The sequence below is a fragment of the Streptomyces acidiscabies genome (assembly GCF_020010905.1).
GTDB lineage: Bacteria > Actinomycetota > Actinomycetes > Streptomycetales > Streptomycetaceae > Streptomyces > Streptomyces acidiscabies.
Map to the genome: position 1 here is coordinate 2257069 of NZ_JAGJBY010000002.1, position 22838 is coordinate 2279906.

Annotated in this window: 22 protein-coding genes; 4 read left to right on the plus strand and 18 right to left on the minus strand. The window is 70.8% G+C overall.

Translation table 11 applies throughout. The features are described from left to right. Positions 1-19: 19 nt before the first annotated feature. Positions 20-2269: an MMPL family transporter gene (locus J8M50_RS36905; RefSeq protein WP_010350970.1), complete on the minus strand. Its 2250-nt coding sequence runs from the start codon at positions 2267-2269 to the stop codon at positions 20-22. A gap of 245 nt (positions 2270-2514) precedes the next feature. Here J8M50_RS36905 and J8M50_RS36910 point away from each other — a divergent pair, with 245 nt between their 5' ends. Next, a complete protein-coding gene (locus J8M50_RS36910; protein ID WP_010350971.1) occupies positions 2515-3069 on the plus strand; it encodes a DUF1697 domain-containing protein in 555 nt (184 codons plus the stop codon). Here J8M50_RS36910 and J8M50_RS36915 read toward each other — a convergent pair. Continuing rightward, positions 3052-3891 (minus strand): aldo/keto reductase, encoded by an 840-nt coding sequence (locus J8M50_RS36915; protein ID WP_010350972.1) that lies wholly within the window; start codon positions 3889-3891, stop codon positions 3052-3054. The two genes, J8M50_RS36910 and J8M50_RS36915, sit on opposite strands and share 18 nt — an antisense overlap. Before the next feature lie 23 nt (positions 3892-3914). Here J8M50_RS36915 and J8M50_RS36920 point away from each other — a divergent pair, with 23 nt between their 5' ends. Next, positions 3915-4916 carry a ketopantoate reductase family protein gene (locus tag J8M50_RS36920; RefSeq protein WP_010350973.1) on the plus strand — a complete coding sequence of 334 codons (1002 nt, stop codon included), beginning with the start codon at positions 3915-3917 and terminating at the stop codon, positions 4914-4916. 25 nt (positions 4917-4941) lie between these two features. Further along, positions 4942-5529: a TIGR03086 family metal-binding protein gene (locus J8M50_RS36925; RefSeq protein ID WP_010350974.1), complete on the plus strand. Its 588-nt coding sequence runs from the start codon at positions 4942-4944 to the stop codon at positions 5527-5529. Between the two features lie 7 nt (positions 5530-5536). Here the strand turns inward: J8M50_RS36925 and J8M50_RS36930 are convergent, their stop codons facing one another. From J8M50_RS36930 to J8M50_RS37000, 15 genes are all read right to left on the minus strand, one after another. Continuing rightward, the gene (locus tag J8M50_RS36930) at positions 5537-6343 is read right to left on the minus strand and encodes a sirohydrochlorin chelatase (protein WP_010350975.1); all 807 of its coding nucleotides are present in this window, start codon (positions 6341-6343) and stop codon (positions 5537-5539) included. Positions 6344-6349: 6 nt separating this feature from the next. Continuing rightward, the gene (locus J8M50_RS36935; protein ID WP_010350976.1) at positions 6350-7246 is read right to left on the minus strand and encodes an ABC transporter permease; all 897 of its coding nucleotides are present in this window, start codon (positions 7244-7246) and stop codon (positions 6350-6352) included. Beyond that, positions 7233-8018: an ABC transporter ATP-binding protein gene (locus tag J8M50_RS36940; protein ID WP_010350977.1), complete on the minus strand. Its 786-nt coding sequence runs from the start codon at positions 8016-8018 to the stop codon at positions 7233-7235. The genes J8M50_RS36935 and J8M50_RS36940 overlap by 14 nt, the downstream gene beginning before the upstream one ends. A 36-nt stretch (positions 8019-8054) precedes the next feature. Then, the gene (locus J8M50_RS36945) at positions 8055-9167 is read right to left on the minus strand and encodes an aliphatic sulfonate ABC transporter substrate-binding protein (RefSeq protein WP_010350978.1); all 1113 of its coding nucleotides are present in this window, start codon (positions 9165-9167) and stop codon (positions 8055-8057) included. A gap of 237 nt (positions 9168-9404) precedes the next feature. Further along, positions 9405-10757 (minus strand): sulfate adenylyltransferase subunit 1, encoded by a 1353-nt coding sequence (locus J8M50_RS36955; protein WP_010350979.1) that lies wholly within the window; start codon positions 10755-10757, stop codon positions 9405-9407. 2 nt (positions 10758-10759) lie between these two features. Continuing rightward, positions 10760-11686, minus strand: coding sequence for a sulfate adenylyltransferase subunit CysD (gene cysD, locus J8M50_RS36960; protein WP_010350980.1), 927 nt, complete (start codon positions 11684-11686; stop codon positions 10760-10762). Continuing rightward, positions 11683-12219, minus strand: a complete 537-nt coding sequence (gene cysC / locus J8M50_RS36965) for an adenylyl-sulfate kinase (RefSeq protein WP_029183461.1) — start codon at positions 12217-12219, stop codon at positions 11683-11685. The genes cysD and cysC overlap by 4 nt, the downstream gene beginning before the upstream one ends. Before the next feature lie 20 nt (positions 12220-12239). Beyond that, positions 12240-12950 (minus strand): phosphoadenylyl-sulfate reductase, encoded by a 711-nt coding sequence (locus tag J8M50_RS36970; RefSeq protein WP_010350982.1) that lies wholly within the window; start codon positions 12948-12950, stop codon positions 12240-12242. Continuing rightward, positions 12947-13126, minus strand: coding sequence for a PDDEXK family nuclease (locus tag J8M50_RS36975; RefSeq protein ID WP_075661031.1), 180 nt, complete (start codon positions 13124-13126; stop codon positions 12947-12949). Before J8M50_RS36975 ends, J8M50_RS36970 begins: the two co-directional genes overlap by 4 nt. After that, a complete protein-coding gene (locus J8M50_RS36980; protein WP_010350983.1) occupies positions 13123-14820 on the minus strand; it encodes a nitrite/sulfite reductase in 1698 nt (565 codons plus the stop codon). The genes J8M50_RS36975 and J8M50_RS36980 overlap by 4 nt, the downstream gene beginning before the upstream one ends. A 115-nt stretch (positions 14821-14935) precedes the next feature. Next, on the minus strand, positions 14936-15070 hold the full coding sequence (locus J8M50_RS50265) for a putative leader peptide (protein WP_370516607.1): 135 nt from the start codon (positions 15068-15070) through the stop codon (positions 14936-14938). Positions 15071-15147: 77 nt separating this feature from the next. Beyond that, entirely contained in the window at positions 15148-15720 is a 573-nt protein-coding gene (locus J8M50_RS36985; RefSeq protein ID WP_010350984.1) for a GNAT family N-acetyltransferase, read from the minus strand. 94 nt (positions 15721-15814) lie between these two features. Beyond that, a complete protein-coding gene (locus J8M50_RS36990; protein WP_010350985.1) occupies positions 15815-17110 on the minus strand; it encodes a hypothetical protein in 1296 nt (431 codons plus the stop codon). A gap of 246 nt (positions 17111-17356) precedes the next feature. Beyond that, a complete protein-coding gene (locus tag J8M50_RS36995) occupies positions 17357-18583 on the minus strand; it encodes a GAF domain-containing protein (protein ID WP_010350986.1) in 1227 nt (408 codons plus the stop codon). Between the two features lie 385 nt (positions 18584-18968). Then, positions 18969-20603 carry an acyl-CoA dehydrogenase family protein gene (locus tag J8M50_RS37000; RefSeq protein WP_010350987.1) on the minus strand — a complete coding sequence of 545 codons (1635 nt, stop codon included), beginning with the start codon at positions 20601-20603 and terminating at the stop codon, positions 18969-18971. 93 nt (positions 20604-20696) lie between these two features. Between J8M50_RS37000 and J8M50_RS37005 the strand changes: the two genes are divergently transcribed. Further along, a complete protein-coding gene (locus J8M50_RS37005) occupies positions 20697-21848 on the plus strand; it encodes a YihY/virulence factor BrkB family protein (RefSeq protein WP_029183462.1) in 1152 nt (383 codons plus the stop codon). Positions 21849-21989: 141 nt separating this feature from the next. Here the strand turns inward: J8M50_RS37005 and J8M50_RS37010 are convergent, their stop codons facing one another. Continuing rightward, positions 21990-22823, minus strand: a complete 834-nt coding sequence (locus J8M50_RS37010; protein ID WP_010350989.1) for an SDR family oxidoreductase — start codon at positions 22821-22823, stop codon at positions 21990-21992. Between the last annotated feature and the right edge of the window lie 15 nt (positions 22824-22838).

Consider the following 22838-nt stretch of genomic DNA (forward strand, 5'->3'; position numbering starts at 1 on the left):
GCCCTCAGCGCCTACCGGTTCACACCCCCACCGGCGTCTTCTCCTCCCCGGCCGCAGCCCCCGCGACCGCCTCCGCCGACTCGTCGTGCGTCAGATCCGGCATCCAGCGCAGCCACTTCGGCAGATACCAGTTCCGCTCCCCGAGCAGCGCCATCACCGCCGGCAGCAGCACGCCCCGGATGACCGTCGCGTCGATGAGGACGGCCGCCGCGAGGCCCACCCCCATCTGCTTCATCGACTGCATCGACAGCGTCCCGAAGATCGCGAACACGGCGACCATGATGACGGCGGCGCTGGTGACGACCCCGGCGGTGGTCACGACGCCGTGCGTGATGGCGTCGCGGGTCGTCCGCCCTCGCATCCGCGCCTCGCGGATCCGCGAGACCACGAACACGTGGTAGTCCATCGAGAGCCCGAAGAGGATGACGAACAGGAACAGCGGAAGCCAGGTCACGATCGCCCCGACCCCTTCCGCGCCCACCAGCGACGCGCCCCAGCCGTGCTGGAAGACGGCGACGAGAATCCCGTAAGCGGCCCCGACGGAAAGGAGGTTGAGGGCGATCGAGGTGATCGCGACGGTGAGCGAGCGGAACGACACCAGCATCAGCAGGAAGGCGAAGACGATGACGAACGCGAACACCGGCGCGACGGAGCCCACGAGTTGCTCGTTGAAGTCGTGCGAGCCGGCCACCTCACCGGTGACGGGCGCCTGAACTCCCGCCACCTTGCCGAGCGTTGCCGGCCGGACCTCGTCGCGCAGCTTGACCAGGCTCTTCCCGGCCTCGTCCAGATCGGACCCGCCGACCAGCGGGACGTACACATAGGCGAGGTTCTGCCGCTGGTGCACCTTGATCTCGACGGGCCCGCGCGAGGCCCCCGAAGTGACCGCCTCGGCCTTGAACTGCTCCAGCGCGGACCGGACTTCGGGCGCGGAGATGTCCTTGGCCTTGACGACGACCTCGGCGGGCGCCGTACCCCCGGGGAACGCCTCGTTGACGCGGACGAACGTCTGGACGATGGGCAGCCGGTCGCCGAACTCCTTCTCCAGCGTGAGGTTCTGGGTCTTCATGCCGAGCGCGGGCGCGGCGATCGCGAGGAGCACGCCGCCCGCGACGGCCACGGACACCCACGGCCGGGCGATGACCCGCTTCAGCACGGCCGACCAGAACCGGTTCTCGGAGCCACCCCGGCCGTGACCGGACCGCCGCCGCAGGAACGGCAGCCGGCCCTTCTCGACTCGCCCGCCCAGCAAGGAAAGCAGCGCCGGCAGCACCGTCACCGACCCGACCATCGCCACCGCGACGACCATCAGCGACGCCAGCCCCATCGCCTCGAACTCCGCCAGCCCCGTGAACAGCATCCCCGCCATCGCGACGCACACCGTCACCCCGGAGACGACGATCGCCCGCCCACTGGTCGCGGCGGCGATCCGCAGCGCGGTCTGCGGATCCCGCCCGGCCTCGCGTTCCTCGCGCTCGCGGCGCAGGTAGAACAGGCAGTAGTCGACGCCGACGGCCAGCCCGACCAGCAGCATCACGGAGTCGGCGGTGTCGCTCATCGGCTTGAGGTGGCTGACGACGCCCATCAGGCCCATCGTCGCCATGATCGCGGTGAGCGCGAGTGCCACCGGCAGCAGCGCCGCGACCAGCGCGCCGAACGCGATCAGCAGGATGCCGAGCGCGACGGGCACGGCGGAGTACTCGGCCTGCTCGAAGTCGTCGCCGAACGCGTCGGAGAACGTCTTCTTCATGCTGGCGGAGCCGATCTCCTCGATCCGCAGCGAGTCGGCGTACCGCTGCTGCACGGCAGCAACCGTTTTCAGCACCGGTTCCACCCGGTCGCCCGCCGTCTCGGCGTCGCCGCGCATGTCGAACTGGACGAGGGCGCTGCGCCCGTCCTTCGAGACCGTGTCCGTGTCGTACGGGGAGGTGACGTCGGTGACCAGGCCGGTCTTCTCGACGGCGCCGATCACCGCCTGTACGGCCTGCCGGAACTCGGCGTCGGTGGCCTTGAGTTGGCCGCCCTTGGCCTGCAACAGGACGGTCTCACCGGCCGGTTCCTCGATGCCGGAGTCCTTGATGATCGTGGCGGCGGTGTGCGTCTCGCCCTTCAGGTCGTCCGAGTCGCCGACGTCCGCCCGGCCCATCGCCGAGCCGACGCCCATCGCCAGGACGACGAACAGTACCCAGATTCCTACGGCCGCCCATCGGTGGCGTGCGCTCCAGCCGCCGGCGCGGGCCGCGAAACCCCGCACGTCTGCCTTCCCCATGACCGGCCATCCCCCTCGGTTCCGCAACGACCCTCTGCCGTCGCCTTTGCATCGAAGGTATGGCGCGGATAAGAACCGTTCCTCGTGCCCACCGGTGAAGTCCTGGCCTGCGAACTCATCCCCACGGACCGCGCTCTCTCATCGCGGCGGAGGACCACGGCCCCTTACACGCATCGGGGTCGACTCCCTCCCCTCTCGGGGGTGCGCTGCCGTGACCAGCGCCGATCGCCCCCTACCCTGACCCCATGACGACGATCTACGCGGCCCTCCTGCGCGGCATCAACGTGGGCGGCAACCGCAAGCTCCCCATGGCCGACCTGCGCGCTCTGCTGGAAGGGCTCGGGTACGGCGACGTCCGTACGTATCTCCAGAGCGGGCAGGCCGTGTTCTCCACGGACGGTGACGAGGCGTCCCTCGCCGCACAGGTCGGGCGGGCCATCGAGGAGCGCTTCGGGTTCGCCGTCGACGTCCTCGTCCGCGACCACGCCTACCTCAAGGCGATCGTCGACGCATGCCCCTTCCCCGCAGCCGAGTTGGAGCCGAAGCAGCTCCACGTCACCTACTTCTCCGCCCCCGTGGACGCCGGCCGCTTCGCCGGGATCGACCAAGTCGCCTTCCTCCCCGAGGAGTTCCGCATCGGCGACCGCGCGCTCTACCTCTATGCCCCCGACGGCCTCGGCCGCTCCAAGCTCGCCGAGCAGCTCGCCCGCCCCCGCCTGACGAAGGACATCGTCGCCACCAGCCGGAACTGGAACACGGTAGTGAAACTGGTCGAGTTGACCTCACCCCAGCCGAGCTAGCTCCTCGTCCGAGAGCGGTACGGAGCCGGCGTCCAGGTTCTCTTCCAGGTGCGCCGGCGACCCCGTCCCCGGCGTCGGACACAGCACCGGCGACCGGTGCAGCAGCCACGACAGCGCGACCTGCCCCGCAGTCACCCCGCGCGCGGCGGCGACGGCCGTACACGCCGGGTCGGCCGTGAGCGTGCCGTTGCCCAGCGGGAACCAGGGCAGGAACGCGATCCCGCGTTCCTCACACACCGTCAGAAGCCGTTCCGAGGAACGGTCCTGGAGGTTGTACCGGTTCTGCACGGACGCGATCCGCGTCAACTCCAATGCCTCACCGAGCTGTTCCGGCGTCACCGTGTCCAGCCCGACCAGCCGGATCTTCCCCTCCGCCCTCAACTCGTCCAGCGCACCGAGCTGTTCGGCCATCGGTACGCCGGGGTCGAGCCGGTGCAGCTGGTACAGGTCGATCCGCTCCAGCCGCAGCCGACGGAGGCTCGCCTCGCACATCTCCCGCAACCGCTCCGGCCGCCCGTCCACATGCCAGGCGCTGTCGCTCGTCCGCACGACCCCGCCCTTGGTGGCGACCACCACCCCCGCCGGGTACGGGTACAGCGCCTCGGCCACCAACTCCTCGGCGACACCGGGCCCGTAGTTGTCCGCCGTGTCGATCAGCGTCACCCCGCGCTCGACAGCCCGCCGCAGCACGGCCACCGCATCCCGGGCATCCCCGCGCGGGCCCCAATAACCGGGGCCGGTGAGCTGGGCGGTGCCGAAGCCGAGGCGGCGGACGGGGAGTTCCCCGCCGAGTACGAACGTTTTTTGAAAAGCGCTGGTCATCCGGCAGACCTTACGCTCGTCCCATGCGCTACATCATCATCGGAGCAGGAGCCGTCGGCGGCACGATCGGCGGGCGTCTCGCGGGGGCCGGGCGGGAGGTCGTCCTGGTCGCACGCGGCGCGCACCACGCGGCACTTCAGGAGAACGGGCTGCGACTGCACGTCCCCGAGGGCGAGTTGACGTACCGCCTCCCCGTCGTCGACGGACCCGAGGCGCTCGGCGAACTGCGCGCCGACGACGTCCTGATCCTCGCCGTCAAGACGCAGGACAGCGAGGCGGCCCTCGCCGCCTGGGGTCCGGCGCCGGTCGTCGGAGGCGGCACCGCGGCCGAGCAACTCCCCTTGCTGTGTGCCCAGAACGGCGTGGAGGGTCAGCGCATCGCCCTGCGCCGCTTCACGCACGTGTACGGCGTCTGCGTGTGGCTGCCGTCCGCGCACGTCGAACCCGGCGTCGTCTCGGCGGCCGGGTCCCCGCTGACCGGCCTCCTCCACCTCGGCCGCTACCCGCACGGCACGGACGCCACCGCCCACCGCATCGCCGAAGACCTCGAAGCGGCGAAGTTCGAGGCGCCCGTCGTCCCCGACGTGACGCGCTGGCAGTACGCGAAGCTGCTCACCAACCTCGCCAACTCCCTGGAAGCGGTGGCCGGTTCGGAGGGAGCGACGGCGCTGTGGGAGCAGGTGCGGGCCGAGGGGGAAGCGGTGCTGAAAACGGCAGGAATCGCTTACGCAAGTACTCAGGAGCAGAAGGCGCTGCGCGGCGACAAGATCACCCTCGTCCCGCTCCCCGGCACCCAGCGCGGCGGCGGTTCCTCGTGGCAGTCGCTCGCGCGGGGCACCGGCAGTATCGAGGCCGACTATCTCAACGGTGAGATCGCGCTCCTCGGGCGCCTGCACGGCGTACCGACGCCGCTGAACACACTCCTCCAGCGGCTGGCGAACGAGTTCGCGCGCGAGCGGCGCGAGGCCGGGTCGCTGCCGGTCGACGAGCTGCTGAGGCTTGTCGCGTTTGTTCAAGAGAGCTGAGCGGATGGTCCCTAGCGTGGGGTGCATGACGAACGACACCTACGCTCACCTGGTCGAATGTGCCGCCGAGGCGGCCCGGGTCGCCCGTGGCATCCCGGCGGCACGCCTCGACGGACCCACGCACTGCGGGGACTGGGACCTGCGCACCCTCGTCAACCACTGGGTGCTCTACACCTCCCACGGCCTGGAGCACCGCGCCCTGCGCACCCAGCTCCCGGAGAAACTCACAGAAACCGATTTCACCGCCGATCCCGACTGGGCCGACGCCTACGCCGCCCAACTGGACCGCGCGCTCGCCGCCTGGTCCGAACCGGCCGTCTGGGAGGGCGAGATCGACCTCGGCTACGCCACCCTGCCCGCCGCCGAACTCGCCGAACTGCTGATCAAGGAGACGGCCCTGCACGGCTGGGACGTGGCCACAGCCACCGGCCAGGAGTTCCGCGTCTCGGAGGGGACCGCCGCCTTGGTGCTGGACGTGGTCCTGAAGCACGGCGACCTCTACCGGCAGTACGACGGTTTCGCCGCGCCCGTCCAAGTCCCCGACGACGCACCGGCGTTCGACCGCGCGCTCGCCGAGAGCGGCAGGGACCCCCGGACCAGCGCACCGAGGTGACCCCGGCTCACCCGCCGAAGCGGACGCCGGCCGCGAGCAGGGCGAGGGGCTGCGGACGCGCGAGGCGCCCCGCGTCGTCGTACCGCGCGAAGCCGCCCGCCTCGTCGTACCGCCGCAACACCACCCGCGCCACCTCCGGCGCCGCCCCCAGCACCTCCGCCAGGACGTCCGCCCCGGCCGCCCCCCGCGCGATCCGGTCCGGCAGGAAGCCCGGCGCGAGGACGTACGGCGCGACCGCGATCCGGCGGCAGCCGAGGGAGCGCAGCTCCCGTACCGCGTCCTCGGTGCGAGGCAGTGCCGCGGAGGCGAACGCGGGTCGCACGGCGCACCAACCGGTGTGCCACCACTCCCGCGCGATATCGGCGATCACCGCGATCGCCTCCGGGTCGGTGGACCCCGCCGAGGCCAGCACGACCCCGGTCGAGGACTTGTCGGCGGGCGTCAACCCCGCCTCGTACAGGCGCCGTTCGAGCGCCGACACCAGCAGCGGCGACGGGCCGAGGACCGCCGCCTGACGGATCCGCAGCGAGGCCGGCGCATCCGCCAGCACCGCCGGGATGTCCGCCTTGGCGTGGAAGGCGCGGGTCAGCAGCAGCGGCAACGCCACCACGTCCCGCACGCCTTCAGCCGCCAGGGACTCCAACACCTCCGGAACAGCGGGGGAGTTGAAGTCCAGGAAGCCGGTCTCCACGCGCAGCCCCGGCCGCAGCGACCGCACGCGCCGCACGAGCGCGTGGACGGTCGCGGCGTGCCGCGGATCGCGGCTGCCGTGGGCGACAACCACGAGGACGGGGCGAACCGGCTTGTTGCGCACGGGAGTTCAGTTCCTCACCAGCAGGCCGCGACTGCGCAGCACCCGCCGCTCCAGCGGACTGAAGATCAGCAGGTCGATCGCGATGCCGACGAACAGGATGAGGACGATCGCCTCGAACACCATCGCCATGGAACTGGCGTTGCGGCCGTTCTCCAGCAACGCGCCGAGGCCGATGCCGAGATCGGGCGAGGAGGCGATGATCTCGGCGGCCATCAGCGACCGCCAGGAGAACGCCCACCCCTGCTTCAGACCCGCCAAGTAGCCAGGCAGAGCAGCCGGCATGACGATGTGCCAGGCACCCTTCAGCCCCGTCGCGCCCATCGTGCGGCCGGCCCGCAGGAACAGCGGCGGCACCTGGTCGATGCCGGACACCAGGCCGTTGGCGATGGACGGGACGGCGCCGAGCAGGATCACCGCGTACATCATCGAGTTGTTCAGGCCCAGCCAGATCACGGCCGGCGGCACCCACGCCACCGACGGCAGCGACTGGAGCCCGGACAGGATCGGCCCGATCGCGGCGCGCACGAACTTCACCCGCGCGACCAGGAGTCCGAGCGGGGTGCCGATGGCGAGCGCGAAGAGGAAGCCGAGCAGGCCGCGCGAGACGCTGGTCCAGATGTAGTCGAGGAGGCGCCCCTCCAGCCAGGCGCTCTTGAACTCCGCGCCCACGTCGGACGGCGAGGGCAGCTTCGTCGGGTCGTCGACGACCTTGAAGGTGATCAGCGCCTGCCAGACGAGGATCACCAGGACGACGGCGACGATCGGCGGCAGGATCTTCGTCCGGAAGGTGACGAGGAACGGCGTACGGCCCGTCGCGGACGACTCCAGTGCGTCGAGGCCCGCCTCCAGACCGCCGAGACCGGCGCCCTCCTTCTCCTGCGCGGTGGTCTCAGTGCTGGCCATGACGGCGGATCTCCCCACGCAGTACTTCGGTGATCTCCAGGGACAGTTCGGCCACCGGCGCGTCCTCGATGCGGCGCGGCTGCGGGATGTCCACGGTCCACTCGCGGGCCACCCGGCCGGGCCGCGACGACAGCAGGACGACGCGCTGCGCGAGCCGCACCGCCTCGCGCACGTTGTGCGTGACGAACAGGACGGACACGCCCGTCTCGGCCCAGATCCGGGTCAGTTCGTGGTGCAGGACGTCCCGCGTGATGGCGTCGAGCGCGGCGAACGGCTCGTCCATCAGCAGGAGTTGGCTGTCCTGGGCGAGCGCGCGGGCCAGCGCGACGCGCTGGCGCATACCGCCGGAGAGTTCGTGCACGCGCTTGCCGTACGAACCCTTCAGCCGGACCAGCTCCAGCAACTCCTCGGCGCGGGTGCGGCGTTCGTTCTTCGCGACTCCCCGCAGTTTCAGGGCGAGTTCGATGTTCTTGCCCGCGGTGAGCCACGGGAACAGGGCGTGCTCCTGGAACATCAGAGCCGCGCGCCCGTCGGTCGTGATGGTGCCGGCGGAGGGCTCGTCGAGGCCCGCCACCAGGTTCAGCAGGGTCGACTTGCCGCAGCCCGAGGCCCCCAGGAGGGTGACGAACTCGCCCGGCGCGACATCCAGCGTGATGTCGTCCAGGACGAGCTGCTGTCCGGCGGGCCCGGCGAAGGACTTCGAGACGTGCTCGATACGGGCCGCGTGCTCCACCGACGCGGCGTCGGCGGCCTTGGCGAGAGCGGTTGCCATGATCGTCACCTCCTGGGAACTCGGGGGAATCCGGGCTTACTTGACGCCGAGACCGGCGTCGGCGACAGCGCCGGCGCCCTCGGCCTTCAGCACCTTGTTCAGGAGCGTCAGGTCGTAGATGCCGTCCAGCTTCGGCTTCGCGAGGAGACCGGCCTTGACCGCGTGCTCCGCCTCCGAGTTGAGGGTGGCGGCCAGCGGGTCGTCGGTGAACTGGATCGACGACCAGGCCGGGTCGAGGACGGCCGCCGGTAGCGCCTTGCCCGAGTCGATCTTCAACTGGGCGTTGGCCGCGGCCTTCGCCTCGGCCGGGTTCGCGTTGATCCACTTGTTGGTGTCGACCGACGCCTTCAGAACCGCCTCGACGGCCTTCGGGTGCTCGGTCAGAAACTTCTGCGACACGATGATGTTCGTGATCACGAACTTCTTGTCCGGCCACAGCGACGCCTCGTCGAGCAGCACCTTCGCGCCCTCGGCGACCAGCTTCGACGCGGTCGGCTCCGGCACCCAGGCGCCGTCGATGGAACCGGACTTGTAGGCGTCCGGCGTCACCTTGTTGTCGGTGCGGACGACGGAGACGTCACCCTTGCCGCTCTGCGCGTCGACCTTCCAGCCCTGCTCGGCGATCCAGTTGAGGAACGCCACGTCCTGCGTGTTGCCGAGCTGCGGGGTCGCGATCTTCTTGCCCTTGACGTCCGCGACCGACTTGATCTTCGCCGGGTTCACGACCAGCTTGACCCCGCCGGACGCCGAACCGCCGATGATCCGCAGGCTCTTGCCGTCCGACTTGGTGTAGCCGTTGATCGCGGGGGAGGGGCCGATCCAACCGATGTCCACGGAACCGGCGTTGAGCGCCTCGATCTCCGAGGGCCCCGCGTTGAAGGTCGCGTACGACGCCTTGGTGGCGCCCAACTCCTTCTGGAAGAAGCCCTTCTGCACCCCCACCAGCGCGGTGCCGTGGGTCAGGTTGCCGAAGTAGCCGATCTTGACGGAGTCGAGGCCGTCGATCTTCTCCGCCCCGGCGGCGACCTTCTGCTCCGAGGGGGTGTCCTTGGACTCGGAGCCGTAGCCGCAGGCGGCAAGTGTCAGCAGGGGAAGGGCGGTTGCCGCGACGAGGGTGCGGCGGGCGAGCGAGGAGCGGGAGGCAGGCACGGGAGGTTTTCCTCTCGTTGGCCCGGCGGGTTCACGGTCTCTCAGGTCGTGGCCGGGAGTTCGGCAAAGGGTTTTCGTCGATGTCGGGACGTCCGGTGGGGGGACAGGGCGCGCAGGCGGTGCGCGTACGTCATCACGCACATCGGGCCACCCCGCCCTGCCCGCTGCCGAGGGCGCCGCTGCCGACGCGGCCACCCTCTTTCGCGAACGTCGAGTAGAAGTCGTCCTGAGTCATCGTCAGAAGTCCCAACCGTCGTCGTCCGAGGCGTTCTTGACGGGTTCGGGGGCGGCGAAGGACTCGCCGACCATGCCGGCCGTGAGCGTGGTGCCGTCGGCCGGGTCGATCAGGATGAAGGAGCCGGTGCGGCGTGAGTCGGCGTACGAGTCGACGGGCAGCGGCTCGGCCGTACGGATCTTCACGCGGCCGATGTCGTTGGCGACGAGCTGTCCCGGGTGCGGGTGCAGGGACAGGTCGTCGAGCGTGAGGCGGGAGGGGATGTCCTTGACGATCGCCTTGACCGTGCGGGTGCCGTGCTTGATCAGGACGCGGTGGCCGACGGTCAGCGGCTGGTCGGCGACGTGGCAGACGGTCGCCTCCACGTCCTGCGTGGTCGCGGGGGCGTCCTTGCTCGGGACGATCAGGTCGCCGCGCGAGACGTCGATGTCGTCCTCCAGGAGGAGCGTCACCGACTGCGTCGTCCAGGCCTCCTCAACTGCCGTACCCAGCAGGTCGATCGAGGCGATTCGCGTCGCGCGGCCCGACGGCAGGACGGTGACCGCCTCGCCGACGCGGAACGAACCGGCGGCGATCTGACCGGCGTACCCCCGGTAGTCGGGGTGGTCGGCGGTCTGCGGGCGGATCACGTACTGCACGGGAAGACGCGCGTGGCAGTGCGCCAAGTCATGGGCGACGGGGACGGTTTCGAGGTGTTCGAGGACCGTCGGACCGCCGTACCAGTCCATGTTCGCGGAAGGCTCCACGACGTTGTCGCCGACGAGCGCCGAGATCGGGATCGCGGTGACCTCGGGGACGCCCAACTCCGTGGCGTACGCGGTGAATTCCTCGGCTATCGCGGCGAACACGCCCTCCTGGTAGCCGACCAGGTCCATCTTGTTGACGGCGAGGACGACGTGCGGGACGCGCAGCAGGGCCGCGATCGCCGCGTGCCGGCGGGTCTGCTCGACGACGCCGTTGCGGGCGTCGACGAGGACCACCGTCAGCTCGGCCGTGGAGGCACCCGTCACCATGTTGCGGGTGTACTGCACGTGGCCGGGGGTGTCGGCGAGGATGAACCGGCGTACGGCGGTGGCGAAGTAGCGGTACGCCACGTCGATCGTGATGCCCTGCTCGCGCTCGGCGCGCAGGCCGTCCGTCAACAGGGCGAGATCCGGGGTGTCTTGGCCACGCGACGCCGACGCCCGCTCCACGGCCTCCAGTTGGTCGACGAGGACCGACTTGGAGTCGTGCAGCAGCCGGCCCACGAGGGTGGACTTGCCGTCGTCGACCGAACCGGCCGTCGCGAACCGCAGGAGCGTCGTCTCGGTGAGTGCCGTGCCGGCGCGTGTCGTGCCGGGGAGTGTCGTGCTCATCTTTAGAAGTACCCCTCGCGCTTGCGGTCCTCCATCGCGGCCTCCGACAGCTTGTCGTCGGCGCGCGTGGCACCCCGCTCGGTCAGCCTGGACGCCGCGATCTCGGTGATGACCTGCTCCAGCGTCACCGCGTCCGAGTCGACCGCGCCCGTGCAGGACATGTCGCCGACCGTGCGGTAGCGCACGAGCCGCTTCTCGACCGTCTCGGACGCCTTCGGGCCGCCCCACTCGCCGGCCGTCAGCCACATCCCGGCCCGCGCGAACACCTCGCGCTCGTGCGCGAAGTAGATCTGCGGCAGCTCGATGCCCTCACGGGCGATGTACTGCCAGACGTCCAGCTCGGTCCAGTTGGACAGCGGGAAGACGCGTACGTGTTCACCGGGCGCGTGCCGCCCGTTGTAAAGGTTCCACAACTCCGGTCGCTGGCGCCGCGGATCCCACTGCGAGAACTCGTCCCGCAGCGAGAACACCCGCTCCTTCGCGCGCGCCTTCTCCTCGTCCCGGCGCCCGCCGCCGAACACCGCGTCGAACTTCTCCGCCTGGATCTTCTCCGTCAGCGGCAGCGTCTGGAGCGGGTTACGGGTCCCGTCGGGCCGCTCCTTGAGAACGCCCCGGTCGATGTAGTCCTGCACGGACGCGACATGCAGGCGCAGACCGTGCTCCTGTACGACGCGGTCGCGGTACTCCAGGACCTCGGGGAAGTTGTGCCCGGTGTCGACGTGCAGCAGCGCGAACGGGACCGCCGCCGGACGGAACGCCTTCAGCGCCAGGTGCAGCATGACGATGGAGTCCTTGCCGCCCGAGAACAGGATCACCGGGTTCTCGAACTCCCCCGCGACCTCACGGAAGATGTGCACGGCCTCCGATTCGAGGGCGTCCAGATGCGAGAGCGCGTACGTGCCCCCGGTAACCGTCGCGACGGTGGTCACACCAGTCCCCTTTCGCTGAGCAGCGCGTACACCGACGCGGCGGACTCCCGCACGGTCTGGTCCTGCGACTCGATCCTGAGGTCGGGCGACTCGGGAGCCTCGTACGGGTCGTCCACGCCGGTGAGACCGGTGAGTTGACCCGCCGCCTGCTTGGCGTACAGACCCTTCACGTCCCGAACGGAGCACACCTCCACCGGAGTTGCCACGTGCACCTCCAAGTACGGTGTCCCGCCCTCCTGGTGGCGTTTGCGGACGGCCTCGCGGCTGTCCGCGTACGGCGCGATCACCGGGACCAGCGTCTTCACGCCGTTGCGGGCGAGGAGTTCGGCGAGGAAGCCGATGCGCTGCACGTTGGTGTGCCGGTCCTCGCGGCTGAAGCCGAGGCCCGCCGAGATGAACTCGCGGATCTCGTCGCCGTCGAGGACCTCGACGGCGTGGCCCTCGGCGCGCAGCAGCCCGGCCAGCTCGTACGCGATGGTGGTCTTGCCGGCACTCGGCAGACCCGTGAGCCAGACGGTGGCTCCGGTCGTCACGTCGCTCTCCTGATTCGTCGTCATCCGTGCAGCCCGCACTCGGTCTTGGCGCGTCCGGCCCAGCGCCCGGCACGCGCGTCCTCGCCCTCCAGGACACGGCGCGTGCAGGGGGCGCAGCCGACGGACGCGTAGCCGTCCATCAGCAACGGGTTGGTGAGCACGCCGTGTTCGAGGACGTACGCGTCCACGTCGTCCTGCGTCCAGCGGGCGATGGGGGAGACCTTCACCTTGCGGCGCTTCTCGTCCCAGCCGACCACCGGGGTGTTCGCCCGGGTCGGCGACTCGTCGCGGCGCAGGCCCGTCGCCCACGCCTGATACGCCGTCAGCCCCTGCTCCAGCGGCTGGACTTTACGCAGCTTGCAGCACAAGTCGGGGTCACGGTCGTGGAGTCGGGGACCGTACTCGGCGTCCTGCTCCGCGACCGTCTGACGGGGCGTCAGAGTGATGACGTTGACGTCCATCACGGCCTCGACCGCGTCCCGGGTGCCGATCGTCTCCGGGAAGTGGTAGCCGGTGTCCAGGAAGACCACGTCCACGCCCTTGCGGACCCGCGAGGCGAGGTGGGCGACCACCGCGTCCTCCATCGAGGACGTCACGCAGAAGCCGTCACCGAAGGTGTCCACCGCCCACTGGAGGATCTCCAGCGCGGAGGCGTCCTCCAGGTCGCGGCCCGCCTGCTCGGCCAGCTCCTTCAACTCGTCGTCGGTGCGCGCTTTCTGAGTGGTCGTCATATCCGGTCGCCTCCGTCGTCGGCCCGTCGAAGTCCCCGGGACAGGAGTCCGAGGAACTTCAACTGGAATGCGCGACTGCACGCCGCGCATTCCCAGGCGCCGTGACCTTCCTCGCTGGGACGGAGGTCCTCGTCGCCGCAGTAGGGGCAGTAGAAGGGTGCCGCGCGCTCGGTCATGACAGCGCCTCCTCGGACGCCCGCGCCGCCCACGTCGCGAACCGCTCGCCGTCCTCGCGCTGCTCCTGGAACCGTGTCAGGACGCGCTCCACGTAGTCCGGCAGCTCGGCCGAAGTCACCTTCAGGCCACGGACCTTGCGGCCGAACCCGGCGTCCAGACCCAGCGCGCCGCCGAGGTGCACCTGGTACCCCTCGACCTGCTCGCCGTTCGCGTCGGTCATCAACTGACCCTTGAGACCGATGTCCGCGACCTGGATACGCGCGCAGGCGTTCGGGCAGCCGTTCAGGTTGATGGTCAGCGGCTCGTCGAACTCCGGGAGCCTGCGCTCCAGTTCGTCGATCAGCGCGGCGCCGCGCGCCTTCGTCTCGACGATCGCGATCTTGCAGTACTCGATGCCGGTGCACGCCATCGTGCCGCGCCGGAACGTGGAGGGGCGGGCGGTGAGGTCGAGCGCCTCCAGGGCCTCGACCAGCGAGTCGACCTGCTCCTGAGCGACGTCCAAGATGATCATCTTCTGCTCGACGGTGGTCCGCACCCGGCCCGAGCCGTGCGCCTCCGCGAGGTCCGCGATCTTCGCCAGCGTCGTGCCGTCCACCCGGCCGACGCGCGGCGCGAAACCGACGTAGAAATTACCGTCCTTCTGCCGGTGCACGCCGACGTGGTCGCGCCAGCGCTGGAGCGGCTCGCTCGGCGCGGGGCCGTCGACCAGCTTGCGCTTGAGGTACTCGTCCTCCAGGACCTGGCGGAACTTCTCCGGACCCCAGTCCGCGACCAGGAACTTCAGGCGGGCGCGGGTGCGCAGGCGGCGGTAGCCGTAGTCGCGGAAGATGCCGACGACGCCGGCCCAGACGTCCGGGACCTCATCGAGGGGCACCCACGCGCCGAGCCGTACGCCGATCTTGGGGTTCGTGGAGAGGCCGCCGCCGACCCACAGGTCGAAGCCGGGGCCGTGCTCGGGGTGGACGACGCCGACGAGCGCGATGTCGTTGATCTCGTGCACCACGTCGAGCAGCGGCGAGCCCGAGATCGCCGACTTGAACTTCCTCGGCAGGTTCGAGAACTCCTTGCTGCCGATGTACCGCTTGTTGATCTCGTCGATCGCCCAGGAGCCGTCGATGATCTCGTCCTCGGCGATCCCGGCGACCGGCGAGCCGATCACGACACGCGGGCAGTCGCCGCACGCCTCGGTCGTCGAAAGACCCACCGCCTCAAGGCGGTTCCAGATCTCCGGCACGTCCTCGATGCGGATCCAGTGGTACTGCACGTTCTGACGGTCCGTCAGGTCGGCCGTACCGCGCGCGAATTCCTGCGAGATCTCGCCGATCACCCGCAGTTGCTGGGTGGTCAGACGGCCGCCGTCGATGCGGACGCGCATCATGAAGTACTTGTCGTCCAGCTCCTCCGGCTCCAGGATCGCGGTCTTGCCGCCGTCGATCCCGGGCTTGCGCTGGGTGTACAGCCCCCACCAGCGCATCCGGCCGCGCAGGTCGTTCGGGTCGATCGAGTCGAAGCCGCGCTTCGAGTAGATCGTCTCAATGCGTGTCCGCACATTGAGACCGTCGTCGTCCTTCTTGAACTGCTCGTTGCCGTTGAGCGGGGTGAAGTGCCCCGCGGCCCACTGACCCTCGCCGCGGTGACGGCTCACCTTGCGACGGGACGCTGCGGCGGCAGGGTTCTGCGGGGTGGCGGCCATGGTTGTGTACGTCCTTCAAGACAGGCGAATGCGGCTCTGACATGGGTGATTCCAGCACGTCAGGAGGGTGGGCGCAGGACGGGCAAAAGGGCGGGAACGGCTGCGACGCGGCTCGTCAGCTCGCCGGACAGATGGCGCTGGACATGCGGCAGAGATCGACGTGCCGCCGACTCACCAAGGCGATTCCAGTTCCGGACATGGTGGAAAGCGTGGCACGGCGTTCTGGACGCAGTCCAGCTTCATCCGGCATGCGGACACTCGTGTCTCGTCAGGCGAGACGCGGGTGGAATCGGTCACATGTGGCGTACGAGGGCTTGTCGGCGCAGGTCAGGCCGGGTAAGCACCCGGCCAGGGGCCCGGCGCGGCGACCTGGGCCTGCTCCTCGACCTGCGTGTCGAACAGGTGGAAGCCCCGGCGCAGATAGTTGTCCATCGCGTGCTCGCCGTCCAGCGAGCAGGTGTGCAGCCACACCCGCTTCGTCGGCGTCCGCTGCGGCCAGCGCTCCGCGAGGTCCCAGGCCCGCGCGGCGCCGTACGACAGGAGGTGACCGCCGATCCGGCGGCCCCGGAACGGCGGGAGCAGGCCGAACTGGACGATCTCGACGACACCGTCGTCCTGCGGGGTCAGCTCCACGTACCCGGCCGGAGTGTCCCGCTCGTACGCCACCCACGTCTCCGTGCCGGGCCGCTCCAGGTACTCCCGCCACTGCTCGAACGACCAGCCGAGCCGGTCCGTCCAGCAGAAGTCACCGCCCACGGCCGTGTACAGGAACCGGCTGAACTCGGGCGAGGGGACGGCGGCGCGCGCCACCCGCACGTCCCCCTCCGGGGCGGCGGCCGGAAGGAGGTCGGTGGGCGCGGACAGTGCCAGGGACCAGGTGGTGACAGGGATGCTGCTCATGAGGTCAGGCAATCATCCGGACCCGAGGTCTGTCGATCACCTGCCGGTACGGACGATCACCTGCCGGTACGGACAGAAACGGCGCGGCAAACGGTTACGACGCGTCGTCGCTCCACTGCTTCTTCGCCGCCCGGTCCACCGACGCCAGCGGCATCGCGAACAGCGTGCGGTCCGACTGGGACCAGACCTCGCCGGTCGCCGCCCAGTACGACAGGGACTGCGGGGCGCCGCTCCAGCAGGCGTGGCCGTCCGCGCCGTCGCACTCCGCGGCCGACGTGCCCTTCGTGTCCTGGCGCCACAGCGTGCCGCGCTCGTGGCCCTTTCCGGGCGCCTGGCTGACGTACCAGGCGTCGTCGCGGGCCAGCACGCCGCGCATCCCCTCGACCTCGGTGCGGTACGCCTCGGTCGCCGCGACACGGCCGTACGAGTCGGCGGCCAGCAGGCCCGTACGGTCGGGCAGGGAGCTGAGGGCGTAGCGCCACAGACGGGTCGCGCCGCCGCGCGTCGTCCACTCGCCGGCGACCAGGCTGTCGGGGACCGTGCTGCGGTCCAGCGAGATCGTCGCGGGACGCGGGGCGCCCGCGCCCAGCCGGTACGTGCCGACCGCCGGGAGCACGAAGCGCGCGCGGTGCGCCGACCAGCCGCCGGCCACCCGGCCGACCGCGTCGCCGTCGACCGTGGCGCGCTGGATGCGGTTCATGTCGAAGACGTACAGCGCTGCGCCGTCCCCGTCGTCGGCGGTCACCAGCAGCTTGTCCTGGTACCAGACCATCCCGGACAGCCGGGAAGAAACAGGACGGAAATCGTTTCCGTCGTCCACCGGTACGGCGAGCAGGACCCACGAGTACGTCAGCCGGCCGGGGTCGTTGGCGTCGACGAACGCGACCCGCGCGAACCCGCCGTCCCCGGCCCGGCCGCTCGTGTGCGACCAGCCGGAGAGGATCACCCGGTTCGTGCCCCACACCCCGTCGTCGTCCGCGTCACCGGACGTCGTCACCGCGCCCGCCCGCCAGCCGCGGGTGTCCGAGGCGTCCCAGCAGTACGAGGTCACCGGCTCGGGGGCGACGGGGAGTTGGCCGCGCTCGGCCGCCGTGCAGTCCGTCGAGTCGCGCAGCAGCCGGTCACCGGACTCCAGCACCGAACTCACCCCGACCGGACGGCCCATGCCCGCCGCGAGACGGTCCAGGGACCGGGTCGGGACCAGATCCTCCGTCATCCGCAGGGCCGTGGTGACCTCCGCCTGCTTCAGCGCGCCCGGCACGTCCGAGACCGTCGCTTGTGAAGCGCTGACGATCGTCGCGGCGGCGGTCAGGGCGAGGGCGGTCCCGGCGAGGAACCCGCGCAGCGCTTTTCCCCTACGGCGCCGACGGTGGCGACCACGTTGCGTCATTACGTCCTCCCAGGGCGGGCCAACTGCGCCTGTTGATCCGTGCGTTGACCGAGGAGCAGGTGGGGTGACCCGTAAGGGACTCTACGGCAGACGGGCCGTACCCGGGAGGAAGACCCGGCAAAGGATGGGCGGAAAGCGTGTGCGAAGGGGATTCCGAGGGATATCCCTATGCCGACTCCCTTGCTGTGCAAGGGTTTTCTACGACGTTTCACTTCCGGTGACTTCCGGTGACTTTGTGACGCCGGCTCACGACGACGCCGTCCGCGCCCGTCCCACCGCCGACGCCGCCGAGTGCGGGAGCAGGTCCCCCGGCTGGTCCGGCAACAGGACGTCGACCTCCGCGTCCTCCCGGTACCGGTACGGCCGGTGCTCCAGGAACTCCCCGAGATAGCGCCGTATCCGCGACATCTCCGCACGCACCGTCACCGTCCGTGCCGGGTCCCCGAACACCTCCTGGGCCAGCTCCGCCGCGCTGCGCCCCGTCGGGTGCACCGCGAGGAGGTACAGCAACTCCGCGTGACGCGGGCTGAGTTCCTGCGACCAGGAGCCCGCGCCGCCCGACACGGTCACCGACCAGCGCCGCCGCCGGGACAGGTCGAGCGCGATCCGCGCACCATGGCCCCGGCCGCCGCCCGGCTCCACCGCGCGCACCAACCAGCCCCCGTCCAGCGGCTCCAGGGCGCACAGCCCCAGCGCCGGGACCCAACCGGTGCCCTCCGAGGCCGACTTGGGGAGCGTGATCCGCTGCGCGTACGGCATCCCCGTCACCGCCGCCGTCCAGCCGTCCCGGTCCACGACCGCCGCCCGGCCGCCGAGCCGCGCCAGCACCGGGGCGGCCACCGCGCGCAGGCGTTGCAGGGAACCGAGGTGCGTCTCCCGCAGCCGCGCCTCGGCGAGCTTCGCCACCGACTCCACCCACGCGAGCGTCGCCGGGTGCACGGACTCCTGCGGGCCGCTCACGTCGACCACACCGAGCAGCCGGCCGTCCCTCGGGTCCGTGATGGGGGCGCCCGCGCAGGTCAGGTGGGTCAGCGAGCGGACGAAGTGCTCCCCGGCGAACACCTGCACCGGGCGGCGCTCGACCGCCGGGGTGCCCACGCCGTTCGTGCCGGCGACCTCCTCGCTGAGGTCCGCGCCGAGGCCGATCCCCACCTCGTCCGCCTTGCGCAGCACCGGCGAGCAGCCCTCCCGCCACAGCACCCGGCCCTCGCCGTCGGCCACGATCATGATGTGCCGGGCGTCGTCCGCCGCCGGGAGCAGGCCCGCGCGCAGCACCGGGACGACCGCTCTGAGCGGTGACTCCGCCCGGCGTCTGCGGACCTCGTCCGGAGTCAACAGGCCGGACGCCAGGTCGTGTTCGGGGTTCACGCCGCGTCCCAGGACCCTCGTCCAGGACTGCTCGATCACCTGGCGCGGACGGGACCTCCGCTCGCCGGGGACACGGACGGCGGTCGCGTTCCGCGCCGCTTTCATCGGCGGATTCGCCACGGGTGCCTCCGGAGACGACGTGAGGTGAAGAAGGTGGACAGGGCCGGGCGCCGGCTGCCCAGGTGTGCGGCGACCGGTCTCCCATCCTGCCGCCCCCACCTGACAAGTGGATGCGTTCACGTCCCTCTACAGGCCTGTTGCAACCCCTTGCAACCCTGGTGAACGTACCTGTGGTGCTTGAAACTTGAGCCACGCCGACGAGAGCGGCGGCCCCGGCCTCGCAGGACCGGGGACGCGCGGGTGGTGCCGTGTCGGCGCGGCACCACCCCGTGGGGGCGGAAGTCTGGTGCGGGCCGGGGTTGTGTAACCGCTTACGCCTTGTTGCCGCGCGGGGAGTTGTGCAACCGCTTCCACAACACCCCCCGCCCCCTCACCCCACCCGCGCCCGCTCCACCACCGCCCCCAGATCCAGCGTGTGCGGCAACCCCCCGAACGTCGCCCCAGCCTCCCCGCCCAGCCGCGACGCGCAGAACGCGTCCGCCACCTCCGGCGGGGCGAACCGGACCAGCAGTGAACCTTGCAGGACCAGCGCGAACCGTTCGGCGAGGCGCCGGGCCCGCGCCTCCACCCCCGCCAGGTCCGCGAGTTCGGTGAGCAGGTCCTTGATCGCCGCGTCGAGGCGGTGATCGGCGCCCCGCGCCAGACCCACCTCCCGGAGGTACGCGTCCAGCGCCGCCGGTTCCTGCTGGAGCGCCCGCAGCACGTCCAGCGCCTGGATGTTCCCGGCCCCCTCCCGGACCGAGCCCAGCGGCGACTCCCGTACCAGCCGGGGCATCCCCGACTCCTCGACGTACCCGTTGCCGCCCAGGCACTCCGCGGCCTCGACGACGACCGGCGAACACCGCTTCGTCACCCAGTACTTGGCGGCCGGCACGGCGATCCGCAGCAGCGCCGACTCCCGCTCGCCCCCGTCGTCGTACGCGGCGGCGAGCCGCATCCCGAGGACGGTCGCTGCCTCCGACTCCAGCGCGAGATCGGCGAGGACGTTACGCATCAGCGGCTTGTCGGCCAGCTTCGAGCCGAACGCCTCGCGGTGCGCGCAGTGGTGGACGGCCTGCGCGACGGCCTGCCGCATCAGCCCCGCGGAGCCCAGCACGCAGTCGAGCCGGATCGCCGCGACCATGCCGGCGATCGTGCGCACCCCGCGCCCCTCCTCGCCGACCCGCCGCGCCCACGTCCCGTCGAACTCGACCTCCGCCGACGCGTTGGACCGGTTGCCCAGCTTGTCCTTGAGACGTTGCAGCAGAAACCGGTTGCGAGAACCGTCCGCCAGCACCCGGGGGACCAGAAAACACGTCAGCCCGCCCGGCGCCTGCGCCAGCACCAGGAACCCGTCCGACATCGGCGCCGAACAGAACCACTTGTGCCCGGTCAGCTCGTACGCGCCCGTTTCAGCAAGCGGTTGTGCAACAGACGTGATCGCCCGGACGTCGCTCCCGCCCTGCTTCTCCGTCATCCCCATCCCCAGCAGTGCACCCCCCTTCTCGCCTGCCGGCCGCAACTCCCGCTCGTACAGCGTGGAGGCCAGCAACGGCTCCCACACGGCGGCGAGTCCGGGCTCCGTCCGCAGCACCGGCACCGCCGCGTGCGTCATCGACAGCGGACCGCACGTCCCCGCGTCGACCTGCGACCACACCAGGAACCCGGCGGCCCGCCGCACCTGCCCGCCGGGCCGCGACCAGGCCGCCCCCGTCAGCCCCGCCCCGACCCCCTTGCCCAGCAGCCGGTGCCACGCCGGATGGAAATCGACCTCGTCGACCCGGTGCCCGTACCGGTCGTGCGTACGCAGCCGGGGCGGATTCTCGTCCGCCTGTACGGCCCACTCGCGCACCTGTGCGGAACCGGCCGACCGCCCCAGTTCGGCCAGCGAGGCGTGGGCCTCGTCACGCAGCTCGGGCGCCAGATGCCGCTCCACCGCGTCCACCAGGACCCGGTCGGTGCCGTACACGTCGTACGGGGCAAGGGGAGGAGGCTGATTGGTCACGGTGTGGGTGGTGCCTGCCATAGCCCGCAACCTATCCGCTCCCCGGGCGTCACGTGCGCCGACGCCGTGGCACCGGGGATGAGTACGGCCGCCAGTGGCGGATACCTTTAGGGCGTGCAGCCAGCAAGTCAGTCACCCCCGCACCACGCGGCACCGAGCCGTTTCCACCGGGCGCGCGCCCTCTACCGCGACGTGTCCATGCGCAGGACCACCTGGCTGCTGCTCAAGGACACGGTCAACTCCTGCGTGGAGTACCGGATCCTGGGACTGGCGGCAGAAGCCGCTTTCTTCACGTTGCTGTCCGTGCCGCCGCTGCTGCTCAGCCTCATCGGCCTGCTCGGGTACGTCGACGACTGGACCGGCACCGACACGATCACCAGCCTGGAGGCCAACATCCTGGACGCCTCCCGGACGGTCCTGTCCGACAAGGGCGTCAAACAGCTCGCCCAGCCGATCCTCGACGACGTGCTGAAGGGCGGCCGGCCCGACATCATCTCGATAGGGTTCCTGTTCGCCCTGTGGTCCGGCTCGCGCGCGGTGAACGTCTTCATCGACACGATCACCGTCATGTACGGCCTCGACGGGGTGCGCGGCATCGTCAAGACGCGGCTCGTCGCCTTCGCCCTGTTCATCGTCGCCCTGGTCATCGGGGCGGTCGCGCTGCCGCTGATGGTCGCCGGGCCCGACGCCGTCGTACGGATCGTGCCCTGGTCGGCGACGCTCGTGCAGCTGCTGTACTGGCCGGTCGTGATCCTGCTGTCGATCGCCTTCCTGACCACGCTGTACCACGTGTCCGTGCCGGTGCGCTCGCCCTGGATCGAGGACGTGCCGGGGGCGCTGGTCGCCCTCGCGATGTGGGTGTTCGGCAGCTTCCTGCTGCGGATCTACCTCCAGAGCACCATCGAGGGCGCCACCATCTACGGCTCGCTCGCCGCCGCCGTCGCCGTCATGCTGTGGATCGGCGTCGCCGCGTTCGCCGTGCTCGTCGGGGCCGCCGTCAACGCCGCGATCGACCGCGTCTGGCCCGCCGCCGCGACCGCCGCCGCCCGCGCCGCCAACGAGCGCCTGCGCAAGGAGGAGGTCGTCGAGTACGTCGCCCGGATGTCCGCCGTGCAGGGCCGAGAGGACCCCGACGACCCCGACATGCCCTCCGAGTTCCCCGAACGCTGGTCCCGCTTCCTCCCCCACGAGAACGTCACGGCCCGCCTGCGGACCCACGCGAAGACGGTGGCGAAGGCGCAGGAGGAGCAGCGGCGGGAGAAGTGAGGTTGTGGCAGCGGTTTCTGTACGTTGCCTGGCGGGGCTGGTTGTGGAAACGGTTGCTGTACGTTGCCGGCGCGGGCGTTCGCGGTAGCGGTTGCCGTACGGTGCCCGCGCGGGCGTTGTGCAAACGGTTGCTCCGCGTTGCTACGCCTTCCAGGCGCCCTCCGTCGCCGCCTCCCGGGCGTACTTTGCGAAGTCGCGCGGGGCGCGGCCCAGGACCTCGTGGACGTCGTCCGTCGACAGGAACTCGTTGTGGCCGTCCAGCAGCGAGGCGAACGTCGCGGTGAGGAAGGCGACCTCCTCGGGCGGCAGGCCGAACGACGCCAGGACCTGGGCGTACTGCTCCGAGGTGACCGCCGTGTACGTCAGCTCCCGGCCCGACGCCCGCGCGATCTCGGCGACCGCGTCCCGGAACGTCATCAGGCGCGGGCCCGACAGGTCCAGCGCGCGGCCCACGTACTTCTCGCCCTCGGTGAGAGTGCGAGTGACGACCTCCGCGAGGTCCGCCAGGTCCAGGAACGGCTCGGTCACCTCGTCCGCCGGGAACACCAGGTCGCCGGTGATCCGCAGGCCGTCCGCCATCGGGCCCTCGCTGAAGTTCTGGTTGAACCACGAGGCGCGGACGATCGTCCAGTCCGCGCCGGAGGAGGTCAGCGCGTCCTCCGCGGCTCGCGCGGAGTGCTCGCCGCGGCCGGAGAGCAGGACGAGGCGCCGTACACCGAGGGCGACCGCCTGCTCGGCCAGCCCGCCGATCGCCTCGCCCGCGCCGGGGGCGCCGATGTCCGGCGGGTACACCAGGTACGCCGCGTCGGCGCCGCGCAGGGTGTCCGCCCAGGTCGCGGGGTCGGACCAGGAGAAGCCCTGGGCTCGGGAGGCGGGGCGGATCTTCAGGCCGGCGGCCTGGGCGGCTTGTGCGACGCGGCTGCCGGTGCGGCCGGTTGCGCCGGTGACTATGAGGGTCGTGGCTGTGTTTGTCATGGGGTCAGTCAAGTG